Below are 25,751 nucleotides of genomic sequence, written 5' to 3' on the forward strand. Positions count from 1 at the left end.
ATAAGTTAAATTTTATTTTCCATTCTGAAATCTTCGGGAGGAATAAGTGGTTAGTTTTAAGAACAGTGTTATACCTATTGTGGCGTTTGCACTGTCCGGTTAATCATCATTACGCTTTAACTATTACGCATTATTTTGACAAAGAAGGAGATAAAGGCGATGATCTCGCTGCTGGATGATATAGATTACGAGGTCGCATCGCACGTAGAGCAGAGGATTGTATCGCTGGGTGAGAGCATTATTCCGTTTCTGGAAGAGGAATGGGAAGAAACCCTGAACTCAGACCTGCAGAAGCGCATAGAGGACCTGATCCATAGCCTGCAGTTTGACGGCCTGTTGCAGCGCCTTAAAAACTGGAAAGAAGGTGGAGGGCAGGACCTGGTAGAAGGGATGTGGCTGGTGAATACCTACCTGTACCCGGACGTGGAACTGGCTACTTTATCCAGGGGGCTGGATCAGCTGTACTATGACGCCTGGACGAGCTTGAAGGACAACATGCACCCTTATGACCAGGTGAAGTCGCTGAACAACTCGCTTTTCCGTGACAAGAAGTTCTCGGCCAATACCAAGAATTTTCACTCCCCGTCGAACTCCATGATGCATCTGGCGTTGGAGACGAGACGCGGAAACCCGCTGACGCTTTGTGTGATCTACATGACCGTTGCGCAGCGATTGGGGATGCCGGTGTACGGCGTGAACCTGCCAAACCTCTTCATCCTGACCTATAAACTGGGCGATGTGCAGTTCTACATTAATGTGTACAACAAAGGACTGATGCTCTCCAAAGCAGACATCGACAACTACATCGTGCAGCTTAACCTGAATCCGGTAGACATTTTCTACGAGCCCTGCTCCAACATCGAAATTGTGAAAAGAGCCTTGCGCAACCTGGCTTTCTCGTTCGAGAAGACCAACGACCTGGAAAAGTCAACCGAAGTGACCAAACTGCTGACGGCTATCACGGACGAGGATCCGACGGTATAAACGCCGCAGTTTTCAGGTATAAAAAGGCAAAGGCCGGTACTCAGAAGAGCCGGCCTTTGCCTTTATTGTTTATTACAAGTATAGCGCTATCCTATTATTGCAGTGTAAAGGCAGGTATAGGTATAGCCACCCGCTTGGTTAGTAACGCTTAATCATACAGCCCGTGGCGCGCTTGTCGGCTGGGCTTACATTTTTGTTGGCCAATACGTCATCAATCACGGTTTTAAGGTAATTGTTGCGCACGCCGCTTTCTACCTGCGGACTGTCATCTATCGCGCCCTTATACTTCAGTACAAATTCGCCACCTATGTTGTGCAGCACAAACACCTCGGGCGTTTTAGTAGCCCCAAATTTTTGACTGATGCGCTGCCCTTCGTCTGCCAGGTATGGAAAGCCGTAATCTTTGGACACCAGGTCTTCCATGGTATCGCTGCCTTCACCCACGCCTACGCCCGGGTTAATGAAGATAAACTGCACGCCACGAGCCGCATAAGTGCTCGATAGCGTCACAAGGCGGTTTTCGTAGAGTTTTGCGTAGGGACATTTGTTATCCGTAAAAACAACAACCACTGTTTTGCTGTCAGCGAAATTGCTAAGCGACACGGCGTTACCCTGGCCATCTTTGAGCGAGAAGTCAGCCACTTTGCTACCCAGTTGATAGCTGCCTTGTGCAAATACACTGGCCGTGACCAGGAATGCTACGACAAAAGAAGCCAGATATTTCATGTTTGTTTGTTTAGGTGCGTGTATGGAGTATCAACGATCAACACTATAAGTGAGTACGTGGTTGTGAAGCACTTCGTGATGGATCTGATACAATTTAGAAAAATTATCCGTAATAACGTGACCCTGCAATAAGTTGTTTTCAGGGCTCTGTGAAGGCTCCACCAATAAGTTTTCCTTAAAAATAAGTCGTTTTTGACTGTACATTTTGTACAAAGTTTCTTTGGCGCTCCAGTACAGGCAAGTCCGCTGTTCATCGTCAGCTGTAAAGACCTTTTCCTGGTCAGTCAGGAACTTGTCGGCTACCCGCAGCGCCTTCGCAGTTACCAGTTCAATATCTATGCCAACATCATACTTTTCGGAAAGTATAACAGCTGCCAAACAGGGAGAGTGGGTGATGGAAAGCTGGAACGGAGTGCCTGCAAAAACGGGCTTGCCTGTGGCGTCGCGCAGCAGGGCTAGGGGCTGGTCTGTAAAGCGCTGCAACAGTTGGTAAGTCAGTGCGCGGCTGGCCAGCCATTCGCGCTGCCGTCTGGGGTGTGCCAGTTGCAGGCTCTCGTCAGGGTTCAGGTGCGCCGGCAGCAAGGTACGCAGTGCATCCGGCGTTTCGTCAAGAAGCCACACACCCAGCAAGGTATGGGCGTCAAGTTCGCGGATCTGGAGCAGTGGCATGGCTGTAATTTTGGATTGGCGGCGAGGGGTTCGCGGCATTTGTTGTAAATTTAGCTAATTTTAAGTAGATCAGACTAAAGTAGAGATGGCTAGCAAGATACAAGTACAGAAAGTCGCCACCCTGACAGGTCACCGCGATTGTGTGTATACCCTGGAGAACGGCGCCTCACCTGCCACTATTTATTCGGCAGGCAGCGACGGCATGGTAGCTTCCTGGGACCTGAACCAGCCGGACAACGGCGAACTGGTGGCGAAGGTCACCACGTCGGTATACGCTCTGCGGTTTCTGCCGGAGCGCAACCAGCTCCTGATCGGGCAGAACCAGGAAGGTTTGCAGGTGATCGACCTCAGCAGCAAGGCGATACACAAATCGGTGGCCCTGCCCAAAGTGGCCATCTTCGATATCGCCTACGTGCCGGAAACAGGGCAGGTATACGTGGGGCTGGGCAACGGAGGTATAGCGGTGATCGGGGCCGAGGACTTTGAGCTGCGCAACATGGTGCGCAAATCGGACAAGAGTGTGCGCTGCCTGGCCTACAACAAAACCACCAACGAACTGGCCGCCGGGTACAGCGACCACACCGTGCGTATTTTCGATGCCACCAGCATGGAACTGAAGTATGAACTGACCGCGCATACCAACTCCGTGTTCACGGTCGTTTACTCACCGGATGGCTCGCTGTTGCTCTCAGCGGGGCGCGACGCCCACCTGCGGGTTTGGGAGGTACAGGAAAAATACAAGGAGCGCGGCTATGTGATCGCCCACATGTATACCGTCAATCACATAACCTACAGCCCTGACGGACGCTATTTTGCGACCTGCAGCATGGATAAGTCCATTAAAGTTTGGGACGCGCATACCTTCAAACTGCTCAAGGTTATCGATAAAGTCCGAAACGCGAGCCACGGCACCTCGGTCAATAAATTATTTTGGTCGGCTCACCAGAATCAGTTAGTTTCGTGTAGTGATGACCGCACCATTTCGGTGTGGGATATAAAATTCAGTTTGGATCATGAAGATTACACCCTTAGAAATCAGACAAAAGACATTTGAGAAGGCGTTTAGAGGGCTTGACAAGGACGAAGTAAATGCTTTTTTGATGACCTTGTCGCAGCAGTGGGAAAAGTTACTCGATGAGAACAAAGACCTGCGCAACAAGCTGGAGGCGGCTCACCGCGAGACGCAGAAGCTGCGCGAAGTGGAATCTTCATTATACAAAACACTGAAAACCGCCGAAGACACCGGCAACTCTATCCTGGAGCAGGCCAACAAATCGTCGGAGCTTAAGATCCGCGAGGCACAGCTGCAGGCCGACCAGTTGCTGAACACCGCCCGCAACCAGGCCCGCGTGGTGCTGGAGGACAGCCAGAAGCAGGCAGAGCGCATGGTGAGTGAAATGCAGCAGGAGGTAAAGGCCCTGGAGCAGGATTACCAGCGCATGGAATCGTACCTGGAGAGCATGGTGCGTGATTTGCGCAACCTGGCGAACGAGGCGCTGGAGAAAGCCGAGAAGACAAAGTCAAAACCTAAAACCAGTACAGCCAGTATTCTTTCAAGAGCGGCCGAACTTCGGGTAGAACAGCCCGAGCTGCTGCGTAACATGAAAGATATGGAAACGACAACCAATAGAACGATACAACTGCCAGAGGCTACGGCTACGGCAGCAACAGCTATACCTGCTCTTGCCATTAGCAATAGCTACGAACCACTTGGCGATCCGGCCCCGGACGTGACGCAGCCGCACCCGGAAATTCCGAACCCGGTAACGCCTGTTCCAAACGTGCCATCGCCGGAGATCGAGCAGCCAAAGCCAGACTACCCGGGTACTATACCTGCCCCTGAAATTGAGCAGCCTATACCTGAGATTCAGCCGATCACGCCCGATAAGCCTGAAGTGCAGCCTCCGATGACAGAACCATCTCGCAATAGCCTGTCTGACTGGGCACAGAGTCGCGAGCCGAAACCAGCGGGCTCTTTCTTTGACGAAATAGGCTAATTTAAAGCGGATGGGACAGATTGCACTGGAAGGGATGGAGTTCTTCGCCTTCCACGGTTTTTACGACGAGGAGCAGAAGATCGGCAACAAGTACGGCATCGACCTGTTCATAGAAACTGATCTGAGACGCGCCGCCGAGAGCGACGATCTGGGTGAAACCGTGAACTACGAAGTGCTGTATGCGCTTGCGCTGGAAGAGATGAAAGTCCCGGCCCGCCTGCTGGAGCACCTGGGCCACCGGATCATCGACAAGATCTACGACCGGTTTCCGTTTGTGCAGTCCGTCAAAATAAATGTATACAAGTTTAACCCTCCGCTGGGGGGTATTTGCAAGTGGGCCAAAGTGACGTTAGCAGAGGCCCGATAAGTTTACTTATTGATGAAGAGCAGCCGGTGCAGCGATGTGCCGGCTGTTTTTTTTGAGGTCTATACCAATCTCAGCAGCTCCGACGCCGCAGCAAAGGCCGACTTCCTGCCTTCCTTTACCTCATCGGCTATACCTGGCAATTGGTCTTTCACTTGCTGGTGCGCAAAGAAATTATCCTCCAGCCCCTGGCGTATAGCTTCGTACATCCACTGCAGATTCTGGCTGTGGCGCTTCTTCTCGAAAAATCCGTTTTGTTGCGTCAGCTCCAGGTAGGCCGCTATGGTTTGCCAGATGGTGTCAAGGCCGGTTTGCTCCATGGCTGAGCACACAGAAACCTTCGGGAGCCAACCGGAGGCACCCATTGGGTGTAGGTGTAGGGCGTTCTGGTATTCGGCACGCGCGGCTTTGGCTTTCATGGCGTTCTCGCCGTCGGCTTTGGTAATGGCAATGGCATCGGCCATCTCCATGATGCCGCGCTTTATACCTTGCAATTCGTCGCCGGCACCCGCCAGCATCAGCAGCAGGAAAAAGTCCACCATAGCATGCACTGCCGTTTCAGATTGGCCCACGCCCACTGTTTCCACAATAATGGCGTCGAAACCGGCTGCTTCGCACAAGATGATCGACTCGCGGGTGCTGCGCGTTACGCCGCCCAGCGATTTACCTGCCGGGGAGGGGCGAATAAAAGCCTGCGGATTAACAGAAAGCGACTCCATGCGGGTCTTGTCGCCGAGTATGCTGCCACCGGTGCGCTGTGAGGTCGGGTCGATGGCCAGCACGGCCAGTTTCTTGCCCTGCGCCTGAATCAGGTAGTTGCCGAAAGACTCAATAAAGGTGCTCTTGCCCACACCCGGCACGCCGGTTATACCTATCCGCACCGACTTGCCGGCATGCGGCAGCACCTGGTTGATCACGTCCTGCGCCAGCTCCAGATCGGAGACCAGCCGACTTTCCACCAGCGTAATGGCACGGCTCAGCATGACACGGTCACCGGCCAGGATGCCCTCTACATACTTATCAGCGCTGAAACGTTTTGCCAAGGCGGTATTGCGTTAGGTATAGAATCGATTGCCTTACAAATTTAGAAGTTATGCGTTACCGAGCCAGCATTCTTTTACCTTTCACACTTTTTGCGTATCACGACACACGTATTGCGTAGCAAGACTTTGGGAGTGGAAAAAGACAATTTGACAAAATACAAAGGACTCTTTATGATTTGAGCAAAACAAAGAAGAGAAGCGTTAGCGCTTCTCTTCTTTACTTACACCTACTAGGAGGAAAATCTTTTGTCTTTTGTCAAGCAGTCCACTGTCATGTCCTCTCTGAAGGCATCGTGCTATGAAATACGTAATACCTATACCTTACTTTACGTTTGCGGACCTTCCGGCTCCTGATTGTATACCTTGCGGGAAGTTGGGCAGGCCCAGGTCGCTTTTGCGGCCACCCAGGTGAAAGCCTGCGTCAACATAGCCGCTTTCTTTGCCCAAGGTATTTGGGTTGTTGATGACTCCCAGGTGAATGTTATCCTGACGGGCTACATACATTTTGCCATCTGGGCCGAGTTGGATGGCGCCGATGCGCGGACTGCCGGAAGTGCCCACTATCACAGCTGATTTGGCAATGGCCGCTTCGTCGCCAGCCTGCAGGTCAAATTGAATGATCTGCGCCTTGCCGCCACCTTTACCATTTGCAGTGCCGTAGAGCTTGGTGCCATCCGGAGAAAAGCACACGCCATACGCTTCTTCGTAGCCTTTCAGCAGAATAGGATCTGATACCTCGCCGGTGCTGCGATCGAAACGTAGGACCTCGAAATTGCTGTCGCTATCCCAGAGGGCAGCGGCCAGGCGGGAACCGTCAGGAGAAGGAACGAGGTAGCCTATGGCCTTACGGTGCGCGCCGCCATGCACGGTGCTGACGTTGCTCATCACAGGCTCCACGTTCACGCCCTCGGCTGTCACCAGGTAGGCCATGTAAGCATTGCTGTTCCAGCGGTGCGCGATCACCCACCAGTCGCGGTTGTTGCTGTGGCGTATGGCCGTCAGCTTTTCAGTGGCCGGAGCGATCATGAAAACATTGCGAGCCGTGATGGCACCGTTACCATCGTCTTTGTTTATGTTCACCACACTGTAGCGCAAACCGTTAGACTGTGCCTGAATATCGGTTGTGAAAATGTAAAAGACGCTGTCAGCAGCTGGTTTAGGTATGATCAAGGCAGATTGCGTGGAGGACTTCATGCCCATCAGGCCGTTCCCGTTCGGCATCACGCGGTGGTGCTTGTTCCAGACGGTGATGCCGTTGGTATAGAACAACAGGTTGCCCGCCTTGTCGGAGATGGTGGCGCTGCCTTCTTCGGTCTGCAGCCTGCTGTTAACTGTTGCTGTCACTGTGTCGCCTCTGAAGACCAGACCGGCTCCTTTTCCGAAGTACCAGTTAGAGGTTTCGCCCTGGGCAAAAGTAGTGAATGAGCCCAGGAGCAAGGCAAGTGCCGCTATCGTATGTTTAAACTGAATCATAGCCTGTTTTTCTGTATAACGCTCCTGTTACAAACTGAGTGCCAGTTTCTGAATCAATCTCTGGAGCAGGTATAGCACGCATCTGTATACCTTGAACTGATAACGAAATTCCTGCCGTATGCTTGTTACGCAGGTATAGCTTTAGTGGTCTTGCATCAGGGCAGGCGCCTTCTCTGTTATCGACCGAAGTTCAGGGTATAGCGCGATCAGTTTAAGGAACACGCCGTTGGTCCATCCGAAGCCATCCTGGTTGGGGTACTCCCCGCCGCCTGCTTCCAGCTCCAGGTTCTCCACGTCATACTTCTCCACCATCTTGCCGGTATTTTGATGCACTTCGGTGCCGAGGGTGATCCAGCGGGTGGCAATGGTGCGGGCCAGCTCTTCGTGGCCGTAATTGCGCAGCGCCTGTATACCCATCCACTGCAGCGGTGCCCAGCCGTTCGGGGCATCCCATTGCTGGTCGGTATGTACCAGGGTAGTCGCCAGTCCCCCCGCCTTCAGGAAATCATTTTGCAGACGTTCGGCTACGGCATTGGCCTGGCTGCGCTTGGCCATGCAGAAGTAAAGCGGATATACCGCAGCCAGTGTCGGGATGTTGGTGGTTGTTCCTTTCACGAAATCATAATCATAAAAAAAGCCATCACCATCGTGCCACATATGCTGGAGCACCGCTTTGCGACGGGCCTTGGCTTTCTGGCGGAATAGCCGGGCCTCGGTAGAGTTGCGCTCCAGTTCAGCCATCTCAGCCAACGTCAGTTCCATGTGGAAAAGGAGCGAGTTGAGGTCTACCGGCAGCATGTCGGTGGTATGGATCGTGCGCAGGTTTTGCTTGTCGGCGAACCAGCGGCTGCTAAAGTCCCACCCAGATTCGGCCGCCGCCCGGATGTGACGGTATACCTCCTCCGGGTTTCGGCCAGACGCCTGCGCGATGTGCATGTCTTCTTTGTAAGATTCGGGGCGTGGAGCTGGTTGGTCGTCCCAGTAACGGTTGAGGATACTGCCATCCGGTAACAGTACCACCCGCCGGTGCGCCGGGTTGGCAGGACTAAGCTGCTCGGCCCCATCCATCCAGAAGGCGTACTCCTTGCGGAGCGCAGGGGCATATTTGACTAATACATCGCGGCCCAGCTCTTGTGTGAGCAGGTGCAGCATGAGCGCATAAAAGGGCGGTTGCGAGCGGCTGAGGTAATAGCTGCGGTTGCCGTTCGGTATATGGCCGGTGGTGTGGATCAGGTGCGTGAAGTTGTCGACCATGTGCTGCATCAGCGCTTTCTCACCGCTTACCTGCAGCCCCAGCATGGTGAAAAAGCTGTCCCAATAGTAGATTTCCTGAAAGCGACCGCCCGGCACCACGTAAGCGTGGGGGAGAGGCAGCAGTGATCCGCCGCTTTCGTCTGGCATGCGGGTGAGCACTGGCCAGAGCTGTTGTATATGCGCTGTTACAGATAGACTGGTGTCGGTTGTGAAGTTGGAGGACGGCTGTGTGGGCAGCAGAAAATGCTCCAGCACAAATGCCTTTAGAGCAAAGCCAGGCTGTTGGCGCTGCTCCCGGTAGGCCTGCAGAATATGCGCCGGCTCCTGCAGGGGCACGCAGTCTGCAAAGGTTTTGGAATCCGGGAAAACAGGCAACAGCTGCACATCGTGGAAGAGCTCCTGCAAATCGGTCTCTGGCCGGTACTGCGCCTGTACCGTGGGGGCAAAGAAATAAGATAAAAGCAAAAGAATCAGGTTAAGTAGGAAGTATGATTTTTTTGATTTGCCTTGCTTCATAGTCAGCGCTTATTATATGAATGTGTATTCATACGAATTAAGGAAGCAAGGGGCCAAGTATACTATTATACAACCTGGTACACAAGCACTCGACCCACATGATTAGCTGTTTCCTGAATACATTTAGGAAATTCTTGAAATAATCAGGATTCACTGAAATTTGTGAAGGTGTTACTATTGCAATATAAACAAAGGAGGGAGCCTGGTTTTACAAGCTCCCTCCTTTGCTAAACTTACGTGTCTGGTTAACACGTGGTCCTCACGTTATTTCATAGCTGCCTTCCAGGTCTGGCGGATTAGTTACCAGTAGTTGTACCTGTAGTAGAGCCCGTAGTGGTGCCACCTGTGGTAGTCGTGCCTGTCGTAGTGCCAGTGCCTGTTGTTGTACCCGTCGTGGTGCCGGTAGTTGTTCCTGTTGTGGTTCCGGTCGTCGTGCCAGTAGTAGTCCCTGTGGTTGTTCCAGTCGTAGTGCCAGTCGTTGTCCCGGTTGTAGTACCCGTAGTTGTACCTGTCGTCGTTCCGGTAGTAGAGCCAGTGGTTGTGCCGCCGGTTGTTGTTGTACCCGTTGTGGTACCCGTACCGGTTGTTGTGCCCGTAGTGGTGCCGGTCGTTGTTGTACCGGTGGTGCCACCTGTGGTAGTACCCTGCATGCCGGCGGTATCTTCCATCATGTCAGTGTCATTCATGTTGGTGTCGTTCATGTCAGTCGTATTGTCTTCCATGGTTTCAGAAGATGTATCTGTGTTAGTGCCCTGGTCTCCCCCACAAGAAGACAGTAATAGCGCTGAACTTATAAAAAGAGAAGCCGCTGCTGTTTTCCAAATCATTTTCATAGCCTTTAAGTTTTTAGGTTTCACATCCTCTCTTTTACGATTAATTTGAGGGTGAGCCTAATAGCCAGGCTGTTATTATTGAGTAATAACTACTTAATTATCAGTAAGTAGTAGTGGCAAGATGCATTGCGTAAGCCTATTTTAGCGGCTAAAAGGATGCCGCACAAAGGATATTTGGCCCATGGCGTCTTTTTCGTAGCGGGCTAAGGTATAGGGTTCAAACTGAGAGGGGAAGTTCGGCTGCCCGGGCTGCACCTGATCCGGAGCTGGCTGGTTGTTCAGAAAAAAGTATACCCTGGTGGTGCCATACTTGGTGTGCGGCATGTAATTGCCGTACTGCTCCATCTCCTGCCACAAGGTATCGGCCACCGTCACTGCATAGATGCGCACGATTGGTCCGGTGTTGTTCTCGTTTCGGTAAAAGGCTACCTCTTTGAAATCGCCCTTCAGGTCATCGACGCTGGGCAGGGAAAAGGAATCGTAGATGAAGTAGAGGATGAGGCCAGCTGTGAGGCTTAACAGAATGTATTTTGTTGGTTTTGATAACATAAGGCAATAATATAATTGCCACAAAGGTACGGCTTTAAAAGGGGGATGGCAAAGGACTGGCAAGCCGTATACCTGCCAGAAGAGGGCGTGTGACCTGAAAAGGGTGTTTTCAAAAACGGAAAAGCTGCAGCTAACCAACGTCAACTGCAGCTTTTAGCTTTAACTCTTCAATTTGACGAACTATTCCTCCACGCTCCTGATCAGCTTCTCCAGTATGTTCTGGGCGGCTACGGAGATGATGGTACCCGGGCCAAACACGCCCTCGGCACCGGCCTTGAACAGGAAGTCATAGTCCTGGGCAGGTATAACACCCCCTACAATCACCATAATGTCATCGCGGTCCAGCTTGCGGAGCTCCTCGATCAGCTGTGGCACCAGCATTTTGTGGCCGGCTGCCAGCGAGGACACACCCACCACGTGTACGTCATTCTCGGCGGCTTGCATGGCGACTTCGGCAGGTGTCTGGAAAAGCGGCCCGATGTCTACGTCGAAGCCGAGGTCGGCAAAGGAGGTGGCGATGACTTTGGAGCCGCGGTCGTGACCGTCCTGGCCCATTTTGGCGACCATGATGCGTGGCCGGCGGCCTTCCAGTTCCTCGAACTGGTCTGCCAGCACTTTGGCCCGCTCGAAGTTCTCATCGTCGGAGAGCTCGGCGGAGTAGATGCCTGATATGGATCGTATCACAGCTTTGTGTCTTCCGTAAATTTTTTCAAGTGCGTCAGATATCTCGCCCAAGGTAGCACGGTGTCGGGCCGCATTCACGGCCAGTTGCAGCAAATTGCCTTCACCGGATTCAGCGGCTACCGTCAGGGCTTGCAGGGCTTCATTCACAGCTTCGTTGTCGCGGCTTTCCTTTACCTGCGCCAGCCGGCGCAGCTGTGATTCGCGTACGGCCGTGTTGTCGATGTCGAGGATGTCGATTTCCTGGATCTGGTCCGGGCGGTACTTGTTCACCCCCACGATCACATCTTTGCCTGAGTCGATGCGGGCCTGTTTACGGGCGGCGGCTTCCTCGATGCGCATTTTCGGCAGACCAGTCTCAATGGCCTTGGCCATACCGCCCAATTCTTCCACTTCCTGAATCAAAGCCCAGGCTTTGTGCGCGATCTCGTGTGTGAGGGCCTCTACATAATAAGAGCCTCCCCACGGGTCTACTACCTTCGTGATATTGGTTTCCTGCTGCAGATAGATTTGGGTGTTGCGGGCAATGCGGGCCGAGAAATCGGTGGGCAGTGCGATGGCTTCGTCGAGTGCGTTGGTGTGCAGGCTTTGGGTGCCTCCCAAGGCAGCGGCCAGGGCCTCCACGCAGGTACGGGCCACGTTGTTGAAGGGGTCCTGTTCGGTGAGGCTCCAGCCGGAAGTCTGACAGTGCGTGCGCAAGGCCAGCGATTTCGGGTTTTTGGGGTTGAACTGCTGAATCAGCTTGGCCCACAGCATGCGGGCGGCGCGCATCTTGGCGATCTCCATGAAGTGGTTCATGCCGATGGCCCAGAAGAAGGAGAGGCGCGGAGCAAATACGTCGATGTCCATACCTGCTTTCAGACCGGTGCGCACATACTCCAGGCCGTCGGCCAGGGTATAGGCCAGCTCAATGTCGGCGGTGGCGCCGGCTTCCTGCATGTGGTAGCCCGAAATGGAAATCGAGTTGAAGCGCGGCATGTGCTGCGAGCTATACTCAAAGATATCCGCGATGATCTTCATGCTCGGCTCCGGCGGGTAGATGTAGGTGTTGCGCACCATGAACTCCTTCAGGATGTCGTTCTGGATCGTGCCGCTCAGCTGCTCCGGCGTCACACCCTGCTCTTCGGCAGCCACAATATAAAAGGCCATGATCGGCAGCACAGCACCGTTCATCGTCATAGACACCGACATCTCATTCAGCGGAATCTGGTCGAAGAGGATTTTCATGTCCTCCACCGAGTCGATGGCTACGCCAGCTTTACCCACGTCGCCCTCTACTCTGGGGTGGTCGGAGTCGTAGCCGCGGTGCGTGGCCAGGTCAAAGGCGACAGAGAGGCCTTTTTGCCCACCAGCCAGGTTGCGACGGTAGAAAGCATTGGATTCCTCGGCGGTGGAGAAACCGGCATACTGGCGGATGGTCCAGGGCTTCTGCACATACATGGTGCTGTAGGGTCCGCGCAGGTAAGGCGGCAGACCGGCAGCAAAATCCAGGTGCTCGAAGTGCTTTACATCCTCGGAGGTATAGTAGCTTTTGAGCGGGATCTGTTCAGCCGTTTTCCAGTTCTTCGGTGGCAGTGGGTCTATGGGGCCGTGCTCCGCCGAAGCGATCTTGTTGATATCTATGTTCGAAAAGTCAGGTTTCATCTAACTTTGGGTTAAATTGCTTAATTGTTAAATTGTTGAGAGTTGAATGTATGGTCTGATGAATAAAAATTTAACCATCAAACCATTTTGCCATTCAACTCTAATGCCAGCTCATCAAATCAGATCAAACCGTTGCTCTGTCAATGCCTTGCCAAAGGCAGTGGAAGGTTTCTCTTCCGTCAGCTTAAAGCCATAGCGTTTATACAAAGCGATGGCGCCTTCCTGTTCATGGGTCGTCCAGAGGAAGGCGGAGGTATAGCCTTTCTCCCTGTAGAAGTCCATGGCCAGGTTCATGAGCTTTTTGCCCAGCCCGATACCTCTGAATTCCGGCTCTATCAGAAAGTATCTCACCTGGGCCACATTTCCGGGGCGGTGCATTAGGAAGATCGTTCCAACTATCCTGCCTTCATACTCAGCCAGCCAGGCCCGGTCTTTGTTTGGGTCGTACTGGCTGAAGAATTCGTGTAGCCCCTGGGCAATGTAACTCTCAAACTCAATTCCATAATGGTACTCGTTACTGTAAAGGGTACCGTGGCGATACGTAATATAGCCAATGTCTCCGGGTTTTAACGCCGTTCTAATGGTAAGGTCACTCAGTTGCATGTTTTATTTTTTAATGAGTGATGGAGTGAATGAGTGATTTTTCTATCAATACATTTACTCTTCAAAACTCAATAATTACTTATATTCCTGCATGAGGTTAGACTAAGGATTTTCAAAGGGATGCATTCGTTCCATCACTAAATCACTCATTCACTCAATTAACTTGCGTGCTCAGAAGTGATGACCCAGCGGCCATTCACTTTCTTCCAGAGCTGCGACGAGATGCCGCCCATCAGCTTTTTGCCCTGCAGGTCGATCTTCCAGCGGTACACGTAGTACACGGCTCCCGGACCTACCTGCTCGATGTGCAGCGGCTCGTAGGTATAGTCGCCCATCTTGCTGCGGTCCGTGAAGTCGGTCCTGAACATGTCCAGCACTTGCTGCCAGCCCTGCTCGGTGCCGTTGCGGCTGATCCAGAGCATGTCCGGCGACTCCCAGTAAAAGTCCATCGCCTTCTCCAGTTCGCCGTTGTTCCAGGCAGCAACTTGCCCGTCAAGGGCCTGTTTTACTTCGGTGATCGCGTCGTTCATGATCGCTGGTTTGTGATTTTTTATTGTAAAAGATGTCGCCATAAACAGCAGTATACCTGATGCCAGGTATAGCACAAGGCTCCTAATGCTTATCGCCGTTGTTCTCTTCGCGCTCAAGGCGCTTCTGCACCAACTCCAGTATGGTCGACATGTCGCAGTCCTCGAAAATGAACTCGTCGTAGCCGTGGGTGACCAGTTCTTCTTTCATGTGCTGCGGATCGTCGGCCATGATGATGGTGGGCTTGGATTCGTGCTGACTGATCCTGGGGCCAAACTCGCGGGCATACGTCGCTTCTGAAGTAGAAACAACCACTACCTCAGCGGCTGCGTGCAATAGGCGGGCGGCGGCGGTTTCCACGTCGTCGTATTGCTGCAAATCGGTGTCGAAGCCGGCACAGCTGAAAAATTCCTTTGCGAACGAGGCATTGATGTGGCGCTTGGCGGCCTGACCGATCACGGCGATAACTGCCCGCGGACGACGCTTGCGTTTGCGCAAATGCAGTTCAGTGGCCATGCGCATCACCTCCGTAGGGTAGGCGGCACGGGTCGTATCGAACTCGGCGCGTTGGATCAGCTCCTCCGGATCGAACTCGATCTTCTCTTTCGGGTTCGGGTATTTGTTGGTACCCACCAGCACCATGCGACCCGTCGCGATATCGCGGAACTTCTGGCGGCTCACTTCGGTGATCGAGCTCAGGATGAAACCACTTTCGTAAGCGGCCTCAAAACCTCCCTGCACCTCTATTTGCTTGAACAGCTCCCAAGCTCTGGAGGCAAGTTCGTTTGTAAGCGACTCCAGGTAATAGGAGCCGGCGGCAGGGTCCACGGCTTTGTCCAGGTAAGACTCCTCTTTCAGGATGATAGACACGTTGCGGGCGATGCGCTCCGAGAACTCATTCGAATCCTGAAAGGTACTGTCAAATGGCAGTACGGTGAGCGAATCGGCGCCGGAGAGAACGGCCGACATGGCCTCGGTGGTCACGCGCAGCATGTTCACGTAGGGGTCGAGCGTGGTCTGGTACCAGCTGGAGGTGGTGCTGTGGATGCGGAGCTTGGCGGCCAGTGCCGGCTCGGCCTGGTAGGCCTCCACGACAGCGGACCACAACAGGCGCAGAGCACGCAACTTAGCTATCTCGAAAAAGTAATTGGTGCCGGCTCCCATGCAGAACAGCATGTTGCGCAACACCGACTCCAGCGGCTCACCGGCTGTGGTGAGGCGATCGGTATAGGCCACGGCGGCACTCAGGGTATAGGCTACTTCCTGCGTGAGCGAAGCCCCGATGCTGCTGAAGTTGGTGCCGCAAACCGTCACACCGTAGAAGTCGGGGCTGTCTTTGGTCAGGTCAAGCACCTGGGTGATGGTTTTGATTTCGGCCTCGCTAAGTTGGCCGTTTCCTGACATCGGGTCATAATTCATAAAGCCCTTCAGGTTGCGGGGAGAGATGTTCTGCTCCGATAGCGAGGTGTAGAGTCCTTTTAGGAAATCTGCCGGGTTGCCGCTCAGGGTATAGCTGACTGACTGTGTGGTCAGGTCAAGTTGTTCGGTCAGGTAAGCGAAGTCGAATTCCTGCGGATCTTCCACAATAAAGAGCACACCGTCAGCGCCTCTGCCCAGGGCGTCAGCCGCTTTGTCGATAGCCGGTTTTCCGTTGCCCAAGGCCTTTATTTTCTGGATGTTCTGCCAGCCGTTGTCACTGCCTGCGTTGCCGCGCAGGAAGGGAAAGTCGCCGGGTTCCTGCTGCGCAAATGGCAGGTGCTGAATGTCTTCGCGGGTATAGTAGGGCTTGATCGTAATGCCTTCGTAGGTATGCCAGTTCAGGCTTTCGAGTGGGGTATCGCGCAGGTCCTTCTGCGTGCGCGCTGCCCAGTCGGCTGCCGTGCCTGGCTTGAATTCTGAGAATAGCTTCTGCTCGTCAGTCATCGTGTAGGGGTGTTATTTCCTGTAAATATATACTTTCTCTTGCAGCTTATGAAAAGCGGGAAGAAGGTCTGGAGGTTTTATCACTGTGAATTTAGTCTACGTGAACCACAAAGCGCAGGTATAGCCAAAGACCCAATAAGAGCCAGGCCAGGACGATGACAGCCGCCATGATGTAGTTGGGCTTTCGTTCCAGGAGCTGTTGCCTGGCCTTTGCGCGGTACTCCTGCACCACCTCCGCGGGCAGCAGCTTAAGGGAGAGCCAGATGCCGAGCGGGAGCAGGATCAGATCGTCGAGGTAGCCGAGCACAGGTATAAAATCAGGTATCAGGTCGATCGGGCTGAAGGCGTAAGCGACGGTAAGGATCAGTACCACCTTGGCAAAAAATGGCACGCGCGGGTCGCGGTAGGCCAGGTATAAGGTATAGATGTCCTCTTTGAGTTTCCGGACGGTGGCTTTCCATTGCTGCAGCATGGATTCTTGTACGGCAATTCCAAAAATTATGTAGCTTTAGAGGAAGCAAACAATCAATCTGAACATGATACAGCCTTATACCTTCCTTCAGAAAGCATTGCCCCTCTGCCTGGGGCTGCTTGTGACCGTACCTGCCCTTGCGCAGGACTCTAAATTGCTGGCCAGGGCCAATACCATGGCCGACAAACTGGAGCCGAAGGTGATCGAGTGGCGGCGTGACTTTCACCAATACCCGGAACTGGGCAACCGCGAAACCAAGACAGCCGAAAAGATTGCAGACCACCTCCGCAAGTTAGGTATAGAGGTGCAAACGGGCATAGCCCATACCGGTGTGGTCGGCATCCTGAAAGGTGGAAAACCCGGCCCGGTCGTGGCCCTGCGTGCCGATATTGACGGTTTGCCTGTAACAGAGCGGACGGATGTGCCTTTTGCCTCCAAAGAGCGCAGCACTTACAACGGACAGGAAGTGGGCGTGATGCACGCCTGCGGCCACGACACGCACATCGCCATGCTGATGGGGACGGCTGAGGTGCTGGCAGGTATGAAAAAAGACCTGAAAGGAACCGTGAAGTTTATCTTCCAGCCAGCGGAGGAGGGATCGCCGATCGGTGAAGAGGGCGGTGCCGCCCTAATGGTGAAGGAAGGCGTGCTCGACAAGGGACCGAAACCGGAAGTGATCTTTGGCCTGCACATCAACTCCCAGACCGAGGTGGGTACCATCAAGTATACGCCGGGCGGAACCATGGCGAGCGCCGACATTTTCCGCATCAAAGTAAAAGGCAAGCAGGTGCACGGCGCCTATCCCTGGTCAGGTATAGACCCGATCGTGGTGTCCGCTCAGATCATCAACGGCCTGCAGACCATTATCAGCCGCCAGACGCAGTTACCGGAAGGCGCTGCCGTGATCACAGTAGGTAGCATACACGGGGGAGTGCGCAACAACATCATACCGGAGGAGGTGCTGATGGAAGGCACCATCCGGGCGCTGGACGTGGAGATGCAGAAGAAACTGCATGAGAAGCTGAAGCTCACTGCCACCAAAATTGCAGAAGCCAGCGGCGCTGTTGCTGAAGTAGAGATCATCCCACAAACCCCCGTTACCTACAACGACCTGGCCTTAACTGAGCGCATGCTACCCACGCTACGCACCGTGGCAGGCCGCGACAAGGTGGTGCTGGCTAAAGCGGTGACCGGCGCCGAGGATTTTGCATTCTACCAGGAGAAGATACCGGGTCTGTTCCTGTTTGTAGGAGGTATGTCAAAAGGCAAGAAGCCGGAGGAAGTGGCCCCGCACCACACACCGGATTTCTTTATAGATGAAAGCGGCCTGAAGCTTGGCGTAAAAACGCTGACCAGCCTGACCTTGAACTACATGGAAGGAAAAGGCGAGAAGTAAACAGGTATAGAAAAGCCTCCCTCAATACCAACTGAGGGAGGCTTTTTGTTGTAAAGATTACTGCAGCACCAACTTGCCCGTTTCGATGGGGGAGAGCTGGCTGGTTAAGGTATAGGTATAGAGTCCCGAGGCCAGCTTGGCCGGGCGGGCAAAGTCGTTTCTGCCCGGCCTCAAGGTATAGCTCGCCACCACCTTGCCTGTCACATCGCGCACCAGCAGGTGCAGGCCCGGCAGGTCGGGGGCCTCAAAGGTAAACTCGCCCCGTGCCGGGTTCGGGTATAGTTTCGGGCTTTCAGTTGGGAAATCGTCACCGGAAGATAGCGGACGGCGCTGCTCGCCCACGTAAATGTAAGCGAATGCCCAGGCGAATTCCACGTTCCGTCCATACTGGTGGGCAGGCTCTTTATTGTCCGCCCAGCTTCTCAAGCCTATCAGGTATGGCTCGGTCCGCTCTAGTGCAGGCGTCGGGGTGAAGGTATAGCGAATGGCATAGCCGTTCGTAGTGTCTCTGAATTGCAAGGCTGTATCTACCAGCTGCAGGGTGTCAATTTCTCCGAATTGGCGTGCTATCAGTGGTAAAACTACATGGCCAGGAAGGTTTCGCAGATAGAATTCTAACTTAACCGGCTGCCCAGGCCACGTCTGTATAGAACCGTCTTCATTCACTGTCAGGCGATCTTTGTTGATGAGGCTGATTTCGGGCTGCTCCAGCCGCTCCCTTACAAGCAGCGTCATCTCCACGACCGTAGAGCCCAATAGTTTGCCATCCCGGACCTCTGTTATGCGAACATTAAGAACGTACTGGCCATTTACTTCAGGATTTGGCCAGTGTAGTTCGCCAAACTCGTTTATCCTTAGCCCTTCTGGCTGCTGGTAACCGGGTGCATTGGCTATCTCGTTTGCAGATTTTCTATATTTAGGGATTACCAGATCGTACATCAGGTAGTCGCCATCGGCATCGTAGGCCAGGAGATTGTGTGTCCAGGGCTCATGGGGGAACACCTGTACTACTCCCGTGCCGGCCAGTTTTACGCTGTTCAGGTTTTTCAGTGAACTGCCTACTTTCACGTTGGTTTGGATATAAAAAGCAAGTTGATCAGTTGGAGGTGCTAGATTCAAAATGCCACCATTCCTGTTCTCTGCTATCCAACTTACAATGTAGTCACCTGCCGAGGAATAGGTGTGCGACCACCTGAAAACAGAGGTGTAAAAACTTTTACTGTACGTTGGTAAGGCAGCTCTTTCAACCATCACATTATTGCCATCTCCCATATTTATATAAACAGCTGGGTCAGAAGCTGTTGATGCCGTGTAATTGTAAGTCGTCATCTCAAAATTGAGCTTTAGCGGGTTCTGCGGGTCGGTTGTATAACTGATGTAGCCGCTGTAAATGTGTGTGGCCTGTACTAGTACGGGTGCCAGCAACAGAGCGAGTATACAAAGTAAAGGTTTGATATTCATAGGTATAGGCTTTAAGAATATAAATGTAACAATAGATTCTTAATACGCTAATATTGTAATAATATTGTGATTTTTTTGCCTAATATGCATTGCCCTAAATTTCAGCTATACCTGTTTGGCAGCTTTACTGCATCACCAGCTTACCGCTCCGAATGGGTTGTGCCCGGCTTGACAGGGTATAGAAGTAGAGCCCCGGGCTAAGTGCTGTGGGTCTGCTGAGGAGATTGTGACCAGGCTGCAAGGTATAACCGGCCACCTTTTTGCCAGTCACATCCTGCAACTGCAGGTATAGGTCCGGCAGTTCGGGCGCCTCAACCATAAACCTTTCGGTGGCAGGATTGGGATATGGTAGTTTTTTGCCAGATGCCAAGTCATGCTCAGACGACAGGGGAAGAGGTTCGGAGACAAGCACCTGCAAAACAAGTTCCTGGGTAGTGGAAGAAGAGCTGTTGCTGGTGCGCAACTGCATGGAAGTGCTGCTGATTGTGATGGTATAGGGTTTGCTGCTGACTTGCGCCTGCGACGGGTTGAAAACAAGTTCTCCTACCACACTGTCAGCCGAGTCGCGGGTAACGAAGCTGAAGCGCCCGGCCCCGGCTTTCAGGTTGCTGTCGATGTTTAAATCCACTGTGTTTCCCAAGCCATTGTAAGCAAACAGCATCACTTTTATGTCCTGCCCAGGTATGCTGCTAATATGGCCTTCGGGGGTGTATTTCAGGTTGCCTGTCGCCAGCATACCCAGTTTTACCTCTTCGGGCTGCCAGATCAAAAGGGAGACCGGCAGCGTCGCGACGTAAATTTGGGGTAAGTATGGTGTGCCAGGGTTTCTGAATGCAAAGTTGAAATTGATCCCATAGGGTTGTCTACGGCTTAGTGTCTCAGGGGCTGTAAAGCTGAACTCGCTCACGAGGCTGCTGATGCTGCGGAACGAAACATCCTTTAATCCAAGTCCCTGCAACTCGCTGAGCCAGGTTTTGTCGGCCTGATAAGGGAAGTGTAGGCGTAGGCTGACTTTTTCTCCGGGCTTGACCAGCAGCCTGCTGTCTTTCAGGAAGGTGAGTTCTTCTCTGTTTTCTATTTTAATTTCCGGAAACTCCAGCTTGTCGTCGAGTACCAGAAACTGCATGTCGAATATGGTACGGCCAACTTTTCTGCCTTTGCGATACTGCGTAATCGCTACTGCAAAGGCATACTCCCCCACTTTGTCAGGATTCTCCCAGTGAACCTCTCCGAAACGGTTAATAGTGAATCCTTCCGGAATGGTAAACCCGGGAGAGGAATAGAGCAATTTCTGAGCATCAGTGTGCAAAGGGGCGATCAGTTCGTAGCCCAGGCTATCGCCATCCGGGTCATAGGCAAGCAGGTTAAATCGCAAGGGGTTTCCCCGGTACGCGGTAAAATGTGGTTCCGTTTTAATTTGAACACTATTCCGGTTTAGATCCAGCGGGTGGTAATTCGTCTCTGTTGCGATGCCCATGGATAACTGATCGGTTGGCGGGGCCAGGTTTAGGATGCCGCCATTCCTGTTTTCACCGATCCAGGTGGCAGTAAAAGTGCCCGCCGCCGCAAAGGTGTACTCCCATGTGTAAGTGGACAGTAACACATCCGGCTTTATGGTCTTAAAATTAGCACGCTTAACAGTCAATGGCACACCATCCCCCATCTGTATCATGACAGAAGGATCATCTGCCGGTGAGCTTTCTTTGGTATAGAGCTTCAGGGTATAATAAGCTTTCCGAGGGTTTTCCGCATCCAGCGTGTAATGGATGTAACCTCCACGCAGATGCGTCGCTTCGGCCGGCAGACTGGTAAATAGCAGCGGCAGCAAGAGGAGGAGAGGGTAGAGGAATGTTTTCATAGGCCAAGGCGGTATCACGATTGATGTATGATGCAATATAAGGTATTTTGGATGTAATTGGGAGACAGCGTAGAGCGGGATGCTGCCCGGTGAAGTAAAATTATAATTGTGTAGCAAGCTTGGCTGTGCCCTGCAATGTTGATAACTTTGGGGATAATTACAGCAGCACCCATGAAGCGCCCATTCACAAAATACATTTCCGGACTGGCCCTGGCCCTGAGTCTGGTCGCCTGCCAGCGGCCTTTGCAACCTTCAGCCAACCTGAGCGAGACGGACGTAGCCGTGGACCACACCATCACCGCCGATCCCGCTGTGGAGGCGCTGGTGGCCCCCTACCGCGAGGAGGTGACCGTGAAGATGTCGGAAGTGGTGGGAACGGCGCCGGTGGCCCTGGGCAAAGGCGACTACGAGTCACCGCTCGGTAACTTTGTGGTGGACCTGCAACTAACCCAGAGCGAGCCCATCTACGGCAAGCCCATCGACTTGTCCATTACCACGCAAGGCGGACTGCGTGTGCCGCTGCCGGCAGGCAACATCACCACGGGGCATATTTTTGAGCTGATGCCGTTCGAGAACGAAATGGTGGTGCTGACCCTGAGCGGCGAATCCGTGCAAAAGCTCTTCAACGATGCCGCGGCCCGCAAGATCACCTACATCGGCAACGCGACTTATACCGTCGCCAACGGCAAAGCACGGGATATCAAGATCAAAGGCCGGCCCCTGGACCTGAATAAAACCTATACCTTGCTCACCTCAGACTACCTGGCTGGCGGAGGCGATAAACTCGACATGCTGAAGAATCCGATCAAGTACGAAAAGCTGGGCCTGTTGCTCCGGGACGCCATCTACCAGCACATAAAACAGCTCACCGCAGCCGGCAAGCAGGTGACTGCCCCAGCCGAAAAACGCGTGACCATCCTTCCATAAGCTATACCTGACCATGAAGAGAAGAGACTTTTTGAAGCACACCGCCCTCGGCGCGGCAGGTATCAGCATGCTGGGCCTGCCCTTGTCGGCCGAGGCCGCCCGCGACGGCATCCGGCTGACCATTCTGCACACCAACGACCAGCACTCGCGCATCGACCCTTTCCCGGACGATGGGCGCAAGTATGGCGGTATGGGCGGCATGGGCCGCCGCGCCTCGCTCATCAAAAGCATTCGCCAGCAGGAGCCCAACGTGCTGCTGCTCGACTCCGGCGACATCTGGCAGGGCACGCCCTACTTCAATTTCTTTGAGGGCGAGCTCGAGTACAAGCTCATGACCCAGATGGGTTACGATGCCGCCACGCTTGGCAACCATGACTTCGATATCGGGCTGGAAGGATTGCAGAAGCAACTGCCACTGGCCGGCTTCCCGTTCCTCACCGCCAATTACGACTTCTCCAACACGATCCTGAAAGACCGTTTTCAACCATACAAAGTGTTCGAAAAGCAGGGTGTACGGGTTGGTATATTCGGCTTGGGTATAGAGCTCGACGGGCTGGTGAGCAAGAACATGTACGGCGAGACCGTATACCTGGACCCGGTGGAGGAATCCCGCAAAATGGTGCAGGCGCTGCGCGAAAAGGAAAAGTGCCACTACGTGATCTGCCTCTCGCACCTGGGGTATAGCTACGACACCGAAAAAATAGACGACCGCAAACTGGCCACGCAGGTCAGCGGCATCGATTTGATTTTGGGCGGCCATACCCATACCTTCATGGAAAAACCGGAAGTGCTGCGCCACGAAAACGGGCACGAGACCATGATTAACCAGGTAGGCTGGTCGGGCTTGTTTTTGGGCAGAATAGATGTTACATTCAGCAGAAAATCAAAGCGTAGGACAGACACAAGGACCGCTGTGTTGGCTGTGGATAACCCTGTATTAACTTCGTGAATAAATAATTTTTTGTTTAGAATAAATTGGTCAAATTTGTAACCCCCCCACCGTCAAGGAGAGGTTTGTTACACCCAACGGATCTTTTGTGTTTTGGAAAATTGGATGATAAAAGACTGTTCAACAGTATGGAGTAACTGTCTACAGGTAATTAAGGAAAATATTGGCGAGCAGAGCTTTAAAACTTGGTTCGAACCGATCAAGCCTTTGTCCCTGCGCGACAATGTGCTGACTATACAAGTGCCTAGCCAGTTCTTTTACGAATGGCTGGAAGAGCACTATGTAAGCTTGCTGAAGAAGGTGATTTATCAGGAACTGGGCAGTGAGGGGCGCCTGGAGTACTCTATTATCGTGGACCGTGGCAACGAGTCCAACAAGCCGCAGACGGTCAACATCCCGACGAAGAAGATTCCGACCGCCGTGGTGAACTCTTACCGGCCGGAGCAGAACTTCATCAAGAGCCCGTTCGAGTCCAAGACCATCGACCGAAACTTCCTGAACTCGCAGCTGAACGGGGCCTATACCTTTGAGAATTACATTGAGGGTGACTGTAACCGCCTGGCACGTTCTGCCGGGTATGCCGTGGCCAACAAGCCAGGCACGACCTCCTTTAATCCCCTGATGGTGTACGGCGGCGTGGGCCTTGGCAAAACGCACCTGGTGCAGGCCATCGGTAACCACATCAAAAACAGCAACCCGGATAAGTTCGTGCTCTACGTGTCTTCTGAGAAATTCGTGAACCAGTTCATCGAGTCGCTCAAGACCAACAACGTGCAGGACTTCGCCAACTTCTACCTGCTGGTGGACATCCTGATCATCGACGACGTGCAGTTTTTGAGCGGTAAGGAGAAGACACAGGAAATGTTCTTCCACATCTTCAACCACCTGCACCAGTCCGGCAAGCAGATCGTGATGACCTCTGACTGTCCGCCGCGCGACCTCAAAGGCCTGGAAGAGCGTTTGCTGTCCCGCTTCAAGTGGGGCCTCACCGCCGACCTGCAGAGCCCGGATTTCGAAACCCGCATGGCCATCATCCAGAAAAAGATGCAGGGCGACGGGATTGACATTCCGGATAACGTAGTGGAGTACCTGGCCTACAGCGTAGACACCAACGTGCGTGAATTGGAAGGCGTGCTGATCTCGCTGATCGCGCAGTCGTCGCTGAACAGAAAAGAGATTGACCTGGAGCTTGCCAAGCAGGCCCTGAAGCATATCATTGAAGACGTGGAGACCGAGGTGAACCTCGACTTCATCCAGAAAACCGTGGCCGAGTACTTCCAGGTGAGCCTGGACTCGCTCAAAGCCAAAACCCGTAAGAAAGAGATCGTGACGGCGCGTCAGGTGGCCATGTACTTCGCTAAGGAGTTTACCAGCCATTCGCTTAAATCCATCGGTTACCACTTCGGCGGCCGTGACCACAGTACCGTGATTCACTCGGTACAGACGGTTTCGGATCTGATCGACACGGACAAGAAATTCAAAGTAAGCATACAGGAACTTCAGAAGAAATTCAAGTCCAAGGCGGGTTAAGCTATACCTGCCCGAGTGCTATACCTATAAAAGCAAAACCGCCGCTACTTTACCTGAGTAGCGGCGGTTTTGCTTTTGGTTATACCTGGTAAGTGTGTCAAAAGAGAGAGGGCTATACCTGCGCAGGTATAGCCCTCTCTCTTGGTGCTTATTGCAACACTGCCTTACCGTCTCTTGGACTTTTGCAGAATGCGTATATCTGACATCATCACAGGTATAGCTCCAACGAGCAGCACAAAATAGGTCTGCGGGCTGGCGTGCATACTGAATTTCAGGTATAGGGCAGCTGTCATTTTCACGCCACCTATACCTTAAGCCAGGTTGGCTTCCGTCACGTCGAAGTTGTGCTGGCGGCTGAGTTCACGAATTCTGCTTTTCACCTTTTCAATGTCACGCTTCTTGCGGATCTGTTTCAGGTCGAGGTATACCTTGTTGCCGTCGCGCTGGGTGATGCGCAGGGCCATAGGCGATACATGTACCGATTCGATATTGGGTATAGATGTGATCATCTTGGTCCGGAACACGCCATTCTTTTGCACAATGTACTCCTGCGTCACTTCAATGTAAGACTGCACGCCAAACACAGAAGTGTTTTGCAGGATCACGTAGCCCAGAAAAACGACAGCCAAACCGAAAAAGATGTAGTACAGGTAATTCTGGTCATCAGTCGGGTTTTCGCTTACAAGTAGCATGGTGGCCCAGGCCAGCCAGAAAAGGGTGAGCACCAGTTGCACCGTGAAAGAAAGCTTAGCATTGCGCGAAGGGCTTAACTGTACTAAAAGCGACGATCTTGCATTACCGGCTGTTGGCATATAAGGATGTTAAAGTGAAACGAACGAGCACAGTTTATGTGCAAGCTGCAATATAGCAATTTTATTTTTTGAGAGAAGCGGTTAATGTGATCTCAGGCACGGCACCCAGCGCCTTCGAAATAGGACATTTGGCTTTCGCCTCTTCGGCCAGCTTCTGAAATTCATCGTCGCTTATACCTGCCGCGCTGGCCTCGGTGTTCAGCTCGATCTTCATCACGTGCGGCCCGCCGTCTTTCTCGCCCAGGTGCACGGTGGCGGTAGACTGCACTGACTGCGGCTCGTATTTGGCCTTCTCGAGCAGGGAGCTCAGAAACATGGAGTAACAGCCGGCAAGGGCTGCACCGATCAGCTCCTCGGGGTTGGTGGCCGAGGTGTCGTTTTCGAAGCGGGAGGCGAAGGTATAGCCTGCTTTAAAGTTGCCGGTACCGGATTGTACCTCGCCGTTACCGTTTTTTAGGCCTTTGTTCCATTGGGCCTTTGCTGTGCTCTTTTTCATAAGTCTTACTGTTAGTGTGGTTTTCAGATAAATCCAATACCTATAAACTACGGCGGGGCGTTT

At 52.9% G+C, this 25,751-nt stretch carries 25 protein-coding genes; 8 read left to right on the plus strand and 17 right to left on the minus strand.

Annotation, left to right across the window (positions count from 1 at the left end; translation table 11 throughout):
• The first annotated feature begins 135 nt into the window (after positions 1-135).
• The gene (locus Q4E40_RS05820; RefSeq protein WP_303410627.1) at positions 136-984 is read left to right on the plus strand and encodes a transglutaminase-like domain-containing protein; all 849 of its coding nucleotides are present in this window, start codon (positions 136-138) and stop codon (positions 982-984) included.
• Positions 985-1,122: 138 nt separating this feature from the next.
• Here Q4E40_RS05820 and Q4E40_RS05825 read toward each other — a convergent pair whose 3' ends face one another.
• Together Q4E40_RS05825 and Q4E40_RS05830 are read right to left on the minus strand one after the other, a co-directional pair.
• On the minus strand, positions 1,123-1,710 hold the full coding sequence (locus tag Q4E40_RS05825; RefSeq protein WP_303410629.1) for a thioredoxin family protein: 588 nt from the start codon (positions 1,708-1,710) through the stop codon (positions 1,123-1,125).
• 30 nt (positions 1,711-1,740) lie between these two features.
• On the minus strand, positions 1,741-2,418 hold the full coding sequence (locus Q4E40_RS05830; protein ID WP_303410631.1) for a 4'-phosphopantetheinyl transferase superfamily protein: 678 nt from the start codon (positions 2,416-2,418) through the stop codon (positions 1,741-1,743).
• Positions 2,419-2,464: 46 nt separating this feature from the next.
• Between Q4E40_RS05830 and Q4E40_RS05835 the strand changes: the two genes are divergently transcribed.
• From Q4E40_RS05835 to folB, 3 genes are read left to right on the plus strand one after another with little or no spacing between them, the layout of a single operon-like run.
• Positions 2,465-3,433, plus strand: coding sequence for a WD40 repeat domain-containing protein (locus tag Q4E40_RS05835; protein ID WP_303410633.1), 969 nt, complete (start codon positions 2,465-2,467; stop codon positions 3,431-3,433).
• Positions 3,393-4,376, plus strand: coding sequence for a DivIVA domain-containing protein (locus Q4E40_RS05840; RefSeq protein ID WP_303410634.1), 984 nt, complete (start codon positions 3,393-3,395; stop codon positions 4,374-4,376). Before Q4E40_RS05835 ends, Q4E40_RS05840 begins: the two co-directional genes overlap by 41 nt.
• Before the next feature lie 10 nt (positions 4,377-4,386).
• Entirely contained in the window at positions 4,387-4,743 is a 357-nt protein-coding gene (gene folB, locus Q4E40_RS05845) for a dihydroneopterin aldolase (RefSeq protein ID WP_303410635.1), read from the plus strand.
• A gap of 59 nt (positions 4,744-4,802) precedes the next feature.
• On the opposite strand, the gene meaB is transcribed toward folB, so the two are convergent.
• The 10 genes from meaB to Q4E40_RS05895 form a co-directional block, all read right to left on the minus strand.
• Complete coding sequence (gene meaB / locus Q4E40_RS05850) at positions 4,803-5,783, minus strand: methylmalonyl Co-A mutase-associated GTPase MeaB (protein WP_303410637.1); 981 nt, start codon at positions 5,781-5,783, stop codon at positions 4,803-4,805.
• Between the two features lie 321 nt (positions 5,784-6,104).
• Positions 6,105-7,256 (minus strand): TolB-like translocation protein, encoded by a 1,152-nt coding sequence (locus Q4E40_RS05855; RefSeq protein WP_303410639.1) that lies wholly within the window; start codon positions 7,254-7,256, stop codon positions 6,105-6,107.
• A gap of 141 nt (positions 7,257-7,397) precedes the next feature.
• The gene (treF, locus tag Q4E40_RS05860; protein WP_303410641.1) at positions 7,398-9,026 is read right to left on the minus strand and encodes an alpha,alpha-trehalase TreF; all 1,629 of its coding nucleotides are present in this window, start codon (positions 9,024-9,026) and stop codon (positions 7,398-7,400) included.
• Between the two features lie 296 nt (positions 9,027-9,322).
• Positions 9,323-9,748 carry a hypothetical protein gene (locus tag Q4E40_RS05865; protein WP_303410642.1) on the minus strand — a complete coding sequence of 142 codons (426 nt, stop codon included), beginning with the start codon at positions 9,746-9,748 and terminating at the stop codon, positions 9,323-9,325.
• Positions 9,749-10,000: 252 nt separating this feature from the next.
• A complete protein-coding gene (locus Q4E40_RS05870; protein WP_303410643.1) occupies positions 10,001-10,408 on the minus strand; it encodes a hypothetical protein in 408 nt (135 codons plus the stop codon).
• A 180-nt stretch (positions 10,409-10,588) separates the two neighbouring features.
• A complete protein-coding gene (scpA, locus tag Q4E40_RS05875; protein ID WP_303410645.1) occupies positions 10,589-12,733 on the minus strand; it encodes a methylmalonyl-CoA mutase in 2,145 nt (714 codons plus the stop codon).
• Between the two features lie 114 nt (positions 12,734-12,847).
• Positions 12,848-13,336: a GNAT family N-acetyltransferase gene (locus Q4E40_RS05880; protein WP_303410646.1), complete on the minus strand. Its 489-nt coding sequence runs from the start codon at positions 13,334-13,336 to the stop codon at positions 12,848-12,850.
• A 158-nt stretch (positions 13,337-13,494) separates the two neighbouring features.
• Positions 13,495-13,866, minus strand: a complete 372-nt coding sequence (locus tag Q4E40_RS05885; RefSeq protein ID WP_303410647.1) for a YybH family protein — start codon at positions 13,864-13,866, stop codon at positions 13,495-13,497.
• 82 nt (positions 13,867-13,948) lie between these two features.
• Positions 13,949-15,787 carry a methylmalonyl-CoA mutase subunit beta gene (locus Q4E40_RS05890; protein ID WP_303410648.1) on the minus strand — a complete coding sequence of 613 codons (1,839 nt, stop codon included), beginning with the start codon at positions 15,785-15,787 and terminating at the stop codon, positions 13,949-13,951.
• 91 nt (positions 15,788-15,878) lie between these two features.
• The gene (locus Q4E40_RS05895) at positions 15,879-16,259 is read right to left on the minus strand and encodes a YkvA family protein (protein ID WP_303410650.1); all 381 of its coding nucleotides are present in this window, start codon (positions 16,257-16,259) and stop codon (positions 15,879-15,881) included.
• Between the two features lie 64 nt (positions 16,260-16,323).
• Between Q4E40_RS05895 and Q4E40_RS05900 the strand changes: the two genes are divergently transcribed.
• The gene (locus Q4E40_RS05900; protein WP_303410652.1) at positions 16,324-17,655 is read left to right on the plus strand and encodes an amidohydrolase; all 1,332 of its coding nucleotides are present in this window, start codon (positions 16,324-16,326) and stop codon (positions 17,653-17,655) included.
• A 57-nt stretch (positions 17,656-17,712) separates the two neighbouring features.
• On the opposite strand, the gene Q4E40_RS05905 is transcribed toward Q4E40_RS05900, so the two are convergent.
• Entirely contained in the window at positions 17,713-19,116 is a 1,404-nt protein-coding gene (locus Q4E40_RS05905) for a T9SS type A sorting domain-containing protein (RefSeq protein ID WP_303410653.1), read from the minus strand.
• A gap of 124 nt (positions 19,117-19,240) precedes the next feature.
• On the minus strand, positions 19,241-20,974 hold the full coding sequence (locus tag Q4E40_RS05910; protein ID WP_303410654.1) for a T9SS type A sorting domain-containing protein: 1,734 nt from the start codon (positions 20,972-20,974) through the stop codon (positions 19,241-19,243).
• A gap of 171 nt (positions 20,975-21,145) precedes the next feature.
• Here Q4E40_RS05910 and Q4E40_RS05915 point away from each other — a divergent pair, with 171 nt between their 5' ends.
• The 3 genes from Q4E40_RS05915 to dnaA all read left to right on the plus strand — a co-directional run bounded on the left by Q4E40_RS05915 (position 21,146) and on the right by dnaA (position 24,380).
• Positions 21,146-21,901: a 5'-nucleotidase C-terminal domain-containing protein gene (locus Q4E40_RS05915; RefSeq protein ID WP_303410655.1), complete on the plus strand. Its 756-nt coding sequence runs from the start codon at positions 21,146-21,148 to the stop codon at positions 21,899-21,901.
• Positions 21,902-21,914: 13 nt separating this feature from the next.
• Positions 21,915-22,850 carry a bifunctional metallophosphatase/5'-nucleotidase gene (locus tag Q4E40_RS05920; RefSeq protein ID WP_303410657.1) on the plus strand — a complete coding sequence of 312 codons (936 nt, stop codon included), beginning with the start codon at positions 21,915-21,917 and terminating at the stop codon, positions 22,848-22,850.
• Between the two features lie 105 nt (positions 22,851-22,955).
• A complete protein-coding gene (dnaA, locus tag Q4E40_RS05925; protein WP_303410658.1) occupies positions 22,956-24,380 on the plus strand; it encodes a chromosomal replication initiator protein DnaA in 1,425 nt (474 codons plus the stop codon).
• A gap of 164 nt (positions 24,381-24,544) precedes the next feature.
• Here the strand turns inward: dnaA and Q4E40_RS05930 are convergent, their stop codons facing one another.
• The 3 genes from Q4E40_RS05930 to Q4E40_RS05940 all read right to left on the minus strand — a co-directional run bounded on the left by Q4E40_RS05930 (position 24,545) and on the right by Q4E40_RS05940 (position 25,688).
• Positions 24,545-24,673, minus strand: a complete 129-nt coding sequence (locus Q4E40_RS05930; RefSeq protein ID WP_303410661.1) for a hypothetical protein — start codon at positions 24,671-24,673, stop codon at positions 24,545-24,547.
• Positions 24,674-24,691: 18 nt separating this feature from the next.
• Positions 24,692-25,192: a hypothetical protein gene (locus Q4E40_RS05935; protein ID WP_303410662.1), complete on the minus strand. Its 501-nt coding sequence runs from the start codon at positions 25,190-25,192 to the stop codon at positions 24,692-24,694.
• Between the two features lie 61 nt (positions 25,193-25,253).
• Positions 25,254-25,688, minus strand: coding sequence for an OsmC family peroxiredoxin (locus Q4E40_RS05940; RefSeq protein WP_303410663.1), 435 nt, complete (start codon positions 25,686-25,688; stop codon positions 25,254-25,256).
• Positions 25,689-25,751 lie beyond the last annotated feature (63 nt).

It is taken from the genome of Pontibacter coccineus, assembly GCF_030546575.1.
GTDB lineage: Bacteria > Bacteroidota > Bacteroidia > Cytophagales > Hymenobacteraceae > Pontibacter > Pontibacter coccineus.

Excerpts from the sequence above, each read along its gene's own strand:
- Q4E40_RS05825 (WP_303410629.1), bottom strand. The coding sequence starts at position 1,710 with ATGAAATATCTGGCTTCTTTTGTCGTAGCATTCCTGGTCACGGCCAGT.
- Q4E40_RS05830 (WP_303410631.1), bottom strand. The coding sequence starts at position 2,418 with ATGCCGCGAACCCCTCGCCGCCAATCCAAAATTACAGCCATGCCACTG.
- Q4E40_RS05835 (WP_303410633.1), top strand. The coding sequence starts at position 2,465 with ATGGCTAGCAAGATACAAGTACAGAAAGTCGCCACCCTGACAGGTCAC.
- Q4E40_RS05840 (WP_303410634.1), top strand. The coding sequence starts at position 3,393 with ATGAAGATTACACCCTTAGAAATCAGACAAAAGACATTTGAGAAGGCG.
- folB (WP_303410635.1), top strand. The coding sequence starts at position 4,387 with ATGGGACAGATTGCACTGGAAGGGATGGAGTTCTTCGCCTTCCACGGT.
- Q4E40_RS05855 (WP_303410639.1), bottom strand. The coding sequence starts at position 7,256 with ATGATTCAGTTTAAACATACGATAGCGGCACTTGCCTTGCTCCTGGGC.
- treF (WP_303410641.1), bottom strand. The coding sequence starts at position 9,026 with ATGAAGCAAGGCAAATCAAAAAAATCATACTTCCTACTTAACCTGATT.
- Q4E40_RS05865 (WP_303410642.1), bottom strand. The coding sequence starts at position 9,748 with ATGGAAGACAATACGACTGACATGAACGACACCAACATGAATGACACT.
- Q4E40_RS05870 (WP_303410643.1), bottom strand. The coding sequence starts at position 10,408 with ATGTTATCAAAACCAACAAAATACATTCTGTTAAGCCTCACAGCTGGC.
- scpA (WP_303410645.1), bottom strand. The coding sequence starts at position 12,733 with ATGAAACCTGACTTTTCGAACATAGATATCAACAAGATCGCTTCGGCG.
- Q4E40_RS05880 (WP_303410646.1), bottom strand. The coding sequence starts at position 13,336 with ATGCAACTGAGTGACCTTACCATTAGAACGGCGTTAAAACCCGGAGAC.
- Q4E40_RS05885 (WP_303410647.1), bottom strand. The coding sequence starts at position 13,866 with ATGAACGACGCGATCACCGAAGTAAAACAGGCCCTTGACGGGCAAGTT.
- Q4E40_RS05890 (WP_303410648.1), bottom strand. The coding sequence starts at position 15,787 with ATGACTGACGAGCAGAAGCTATTCTCAGAATTCAAGCCAGGCACGGCA.
- Q4E40_RS05895 (WP_303410650.1), bottom strand. The coding sequence starts at position 16,259 with ATGCTGCAGCAATGGAAAGCCACCGTCCGGAAACTCAAAGAGGACATC.
- Q4E40_RS05900 (WP_303410652.1), top strand. The coding sequence starts at position 16,324 with ATGATACAGCCTTATACCTTCCTTCAGAAAGCATTGCCCCTCTGCCTG.
- Q4E40_RS05905 (WP_303410653.1), bottom strand. The coding sequence starts at position 19,116 with ATGAATATCAAACCTTTACTTTGTATACTCGCTCTGTTGCTGGCACCC.
- Q4E40_RS05910 (WP_303410654.1), bottom strand. The coding sequence starts at position 20,974 with ATGAAAACATTCCTCTACCCTCTCCTCCTCTTGCTGCCGCTGCTATTT.
- Q4E40_RS05915 (WP_303410655.1), top strand. The coding sequence starts at position 21,146 with ATGAAGCGCCCATTCACAAAATACATTTCCGGACTGGCCCTGGCCCTG.
- Q4E40_RS05920 (WP_303410657.1), top strand. The coding sequence starts at position 21,915 with ATGAAGAGAAGAGACTTTTTGAAGCACACCGCCCTCGGCGCGGCAGGT.
- dnaA (WP_303410658.1), top strand. The coding sequence starts at position 22,956 with ATGATAAAAGACTGTTCAACAGTATGGAGTAACTGTCTACAGGTAATT.
- Q4E40_RS05930 (WP_303410661.1), bottom strand. The coding sequence starts at position 24,673 with ATGACAGCTGCCCTATACCTGAAATTCAGTATGCACGCCAGCCCGCAG.
- Q4E40_RS05935 (WP_303410662.1), bottom strand. The coding sequence starts at position 25,192 with ATGCCAACAGCCGGTAATGCAAGATCGTCGCTTTTAGTACAGTTAAGC.
- Q4E40_RS05940 (WP_303410663.1), bottom strand. The coding sequence starts at position 25,688 with ATGAAAAAGAGCACAGCAAAGGCCCAATGGAACAAAGGCCTAAAAAAC.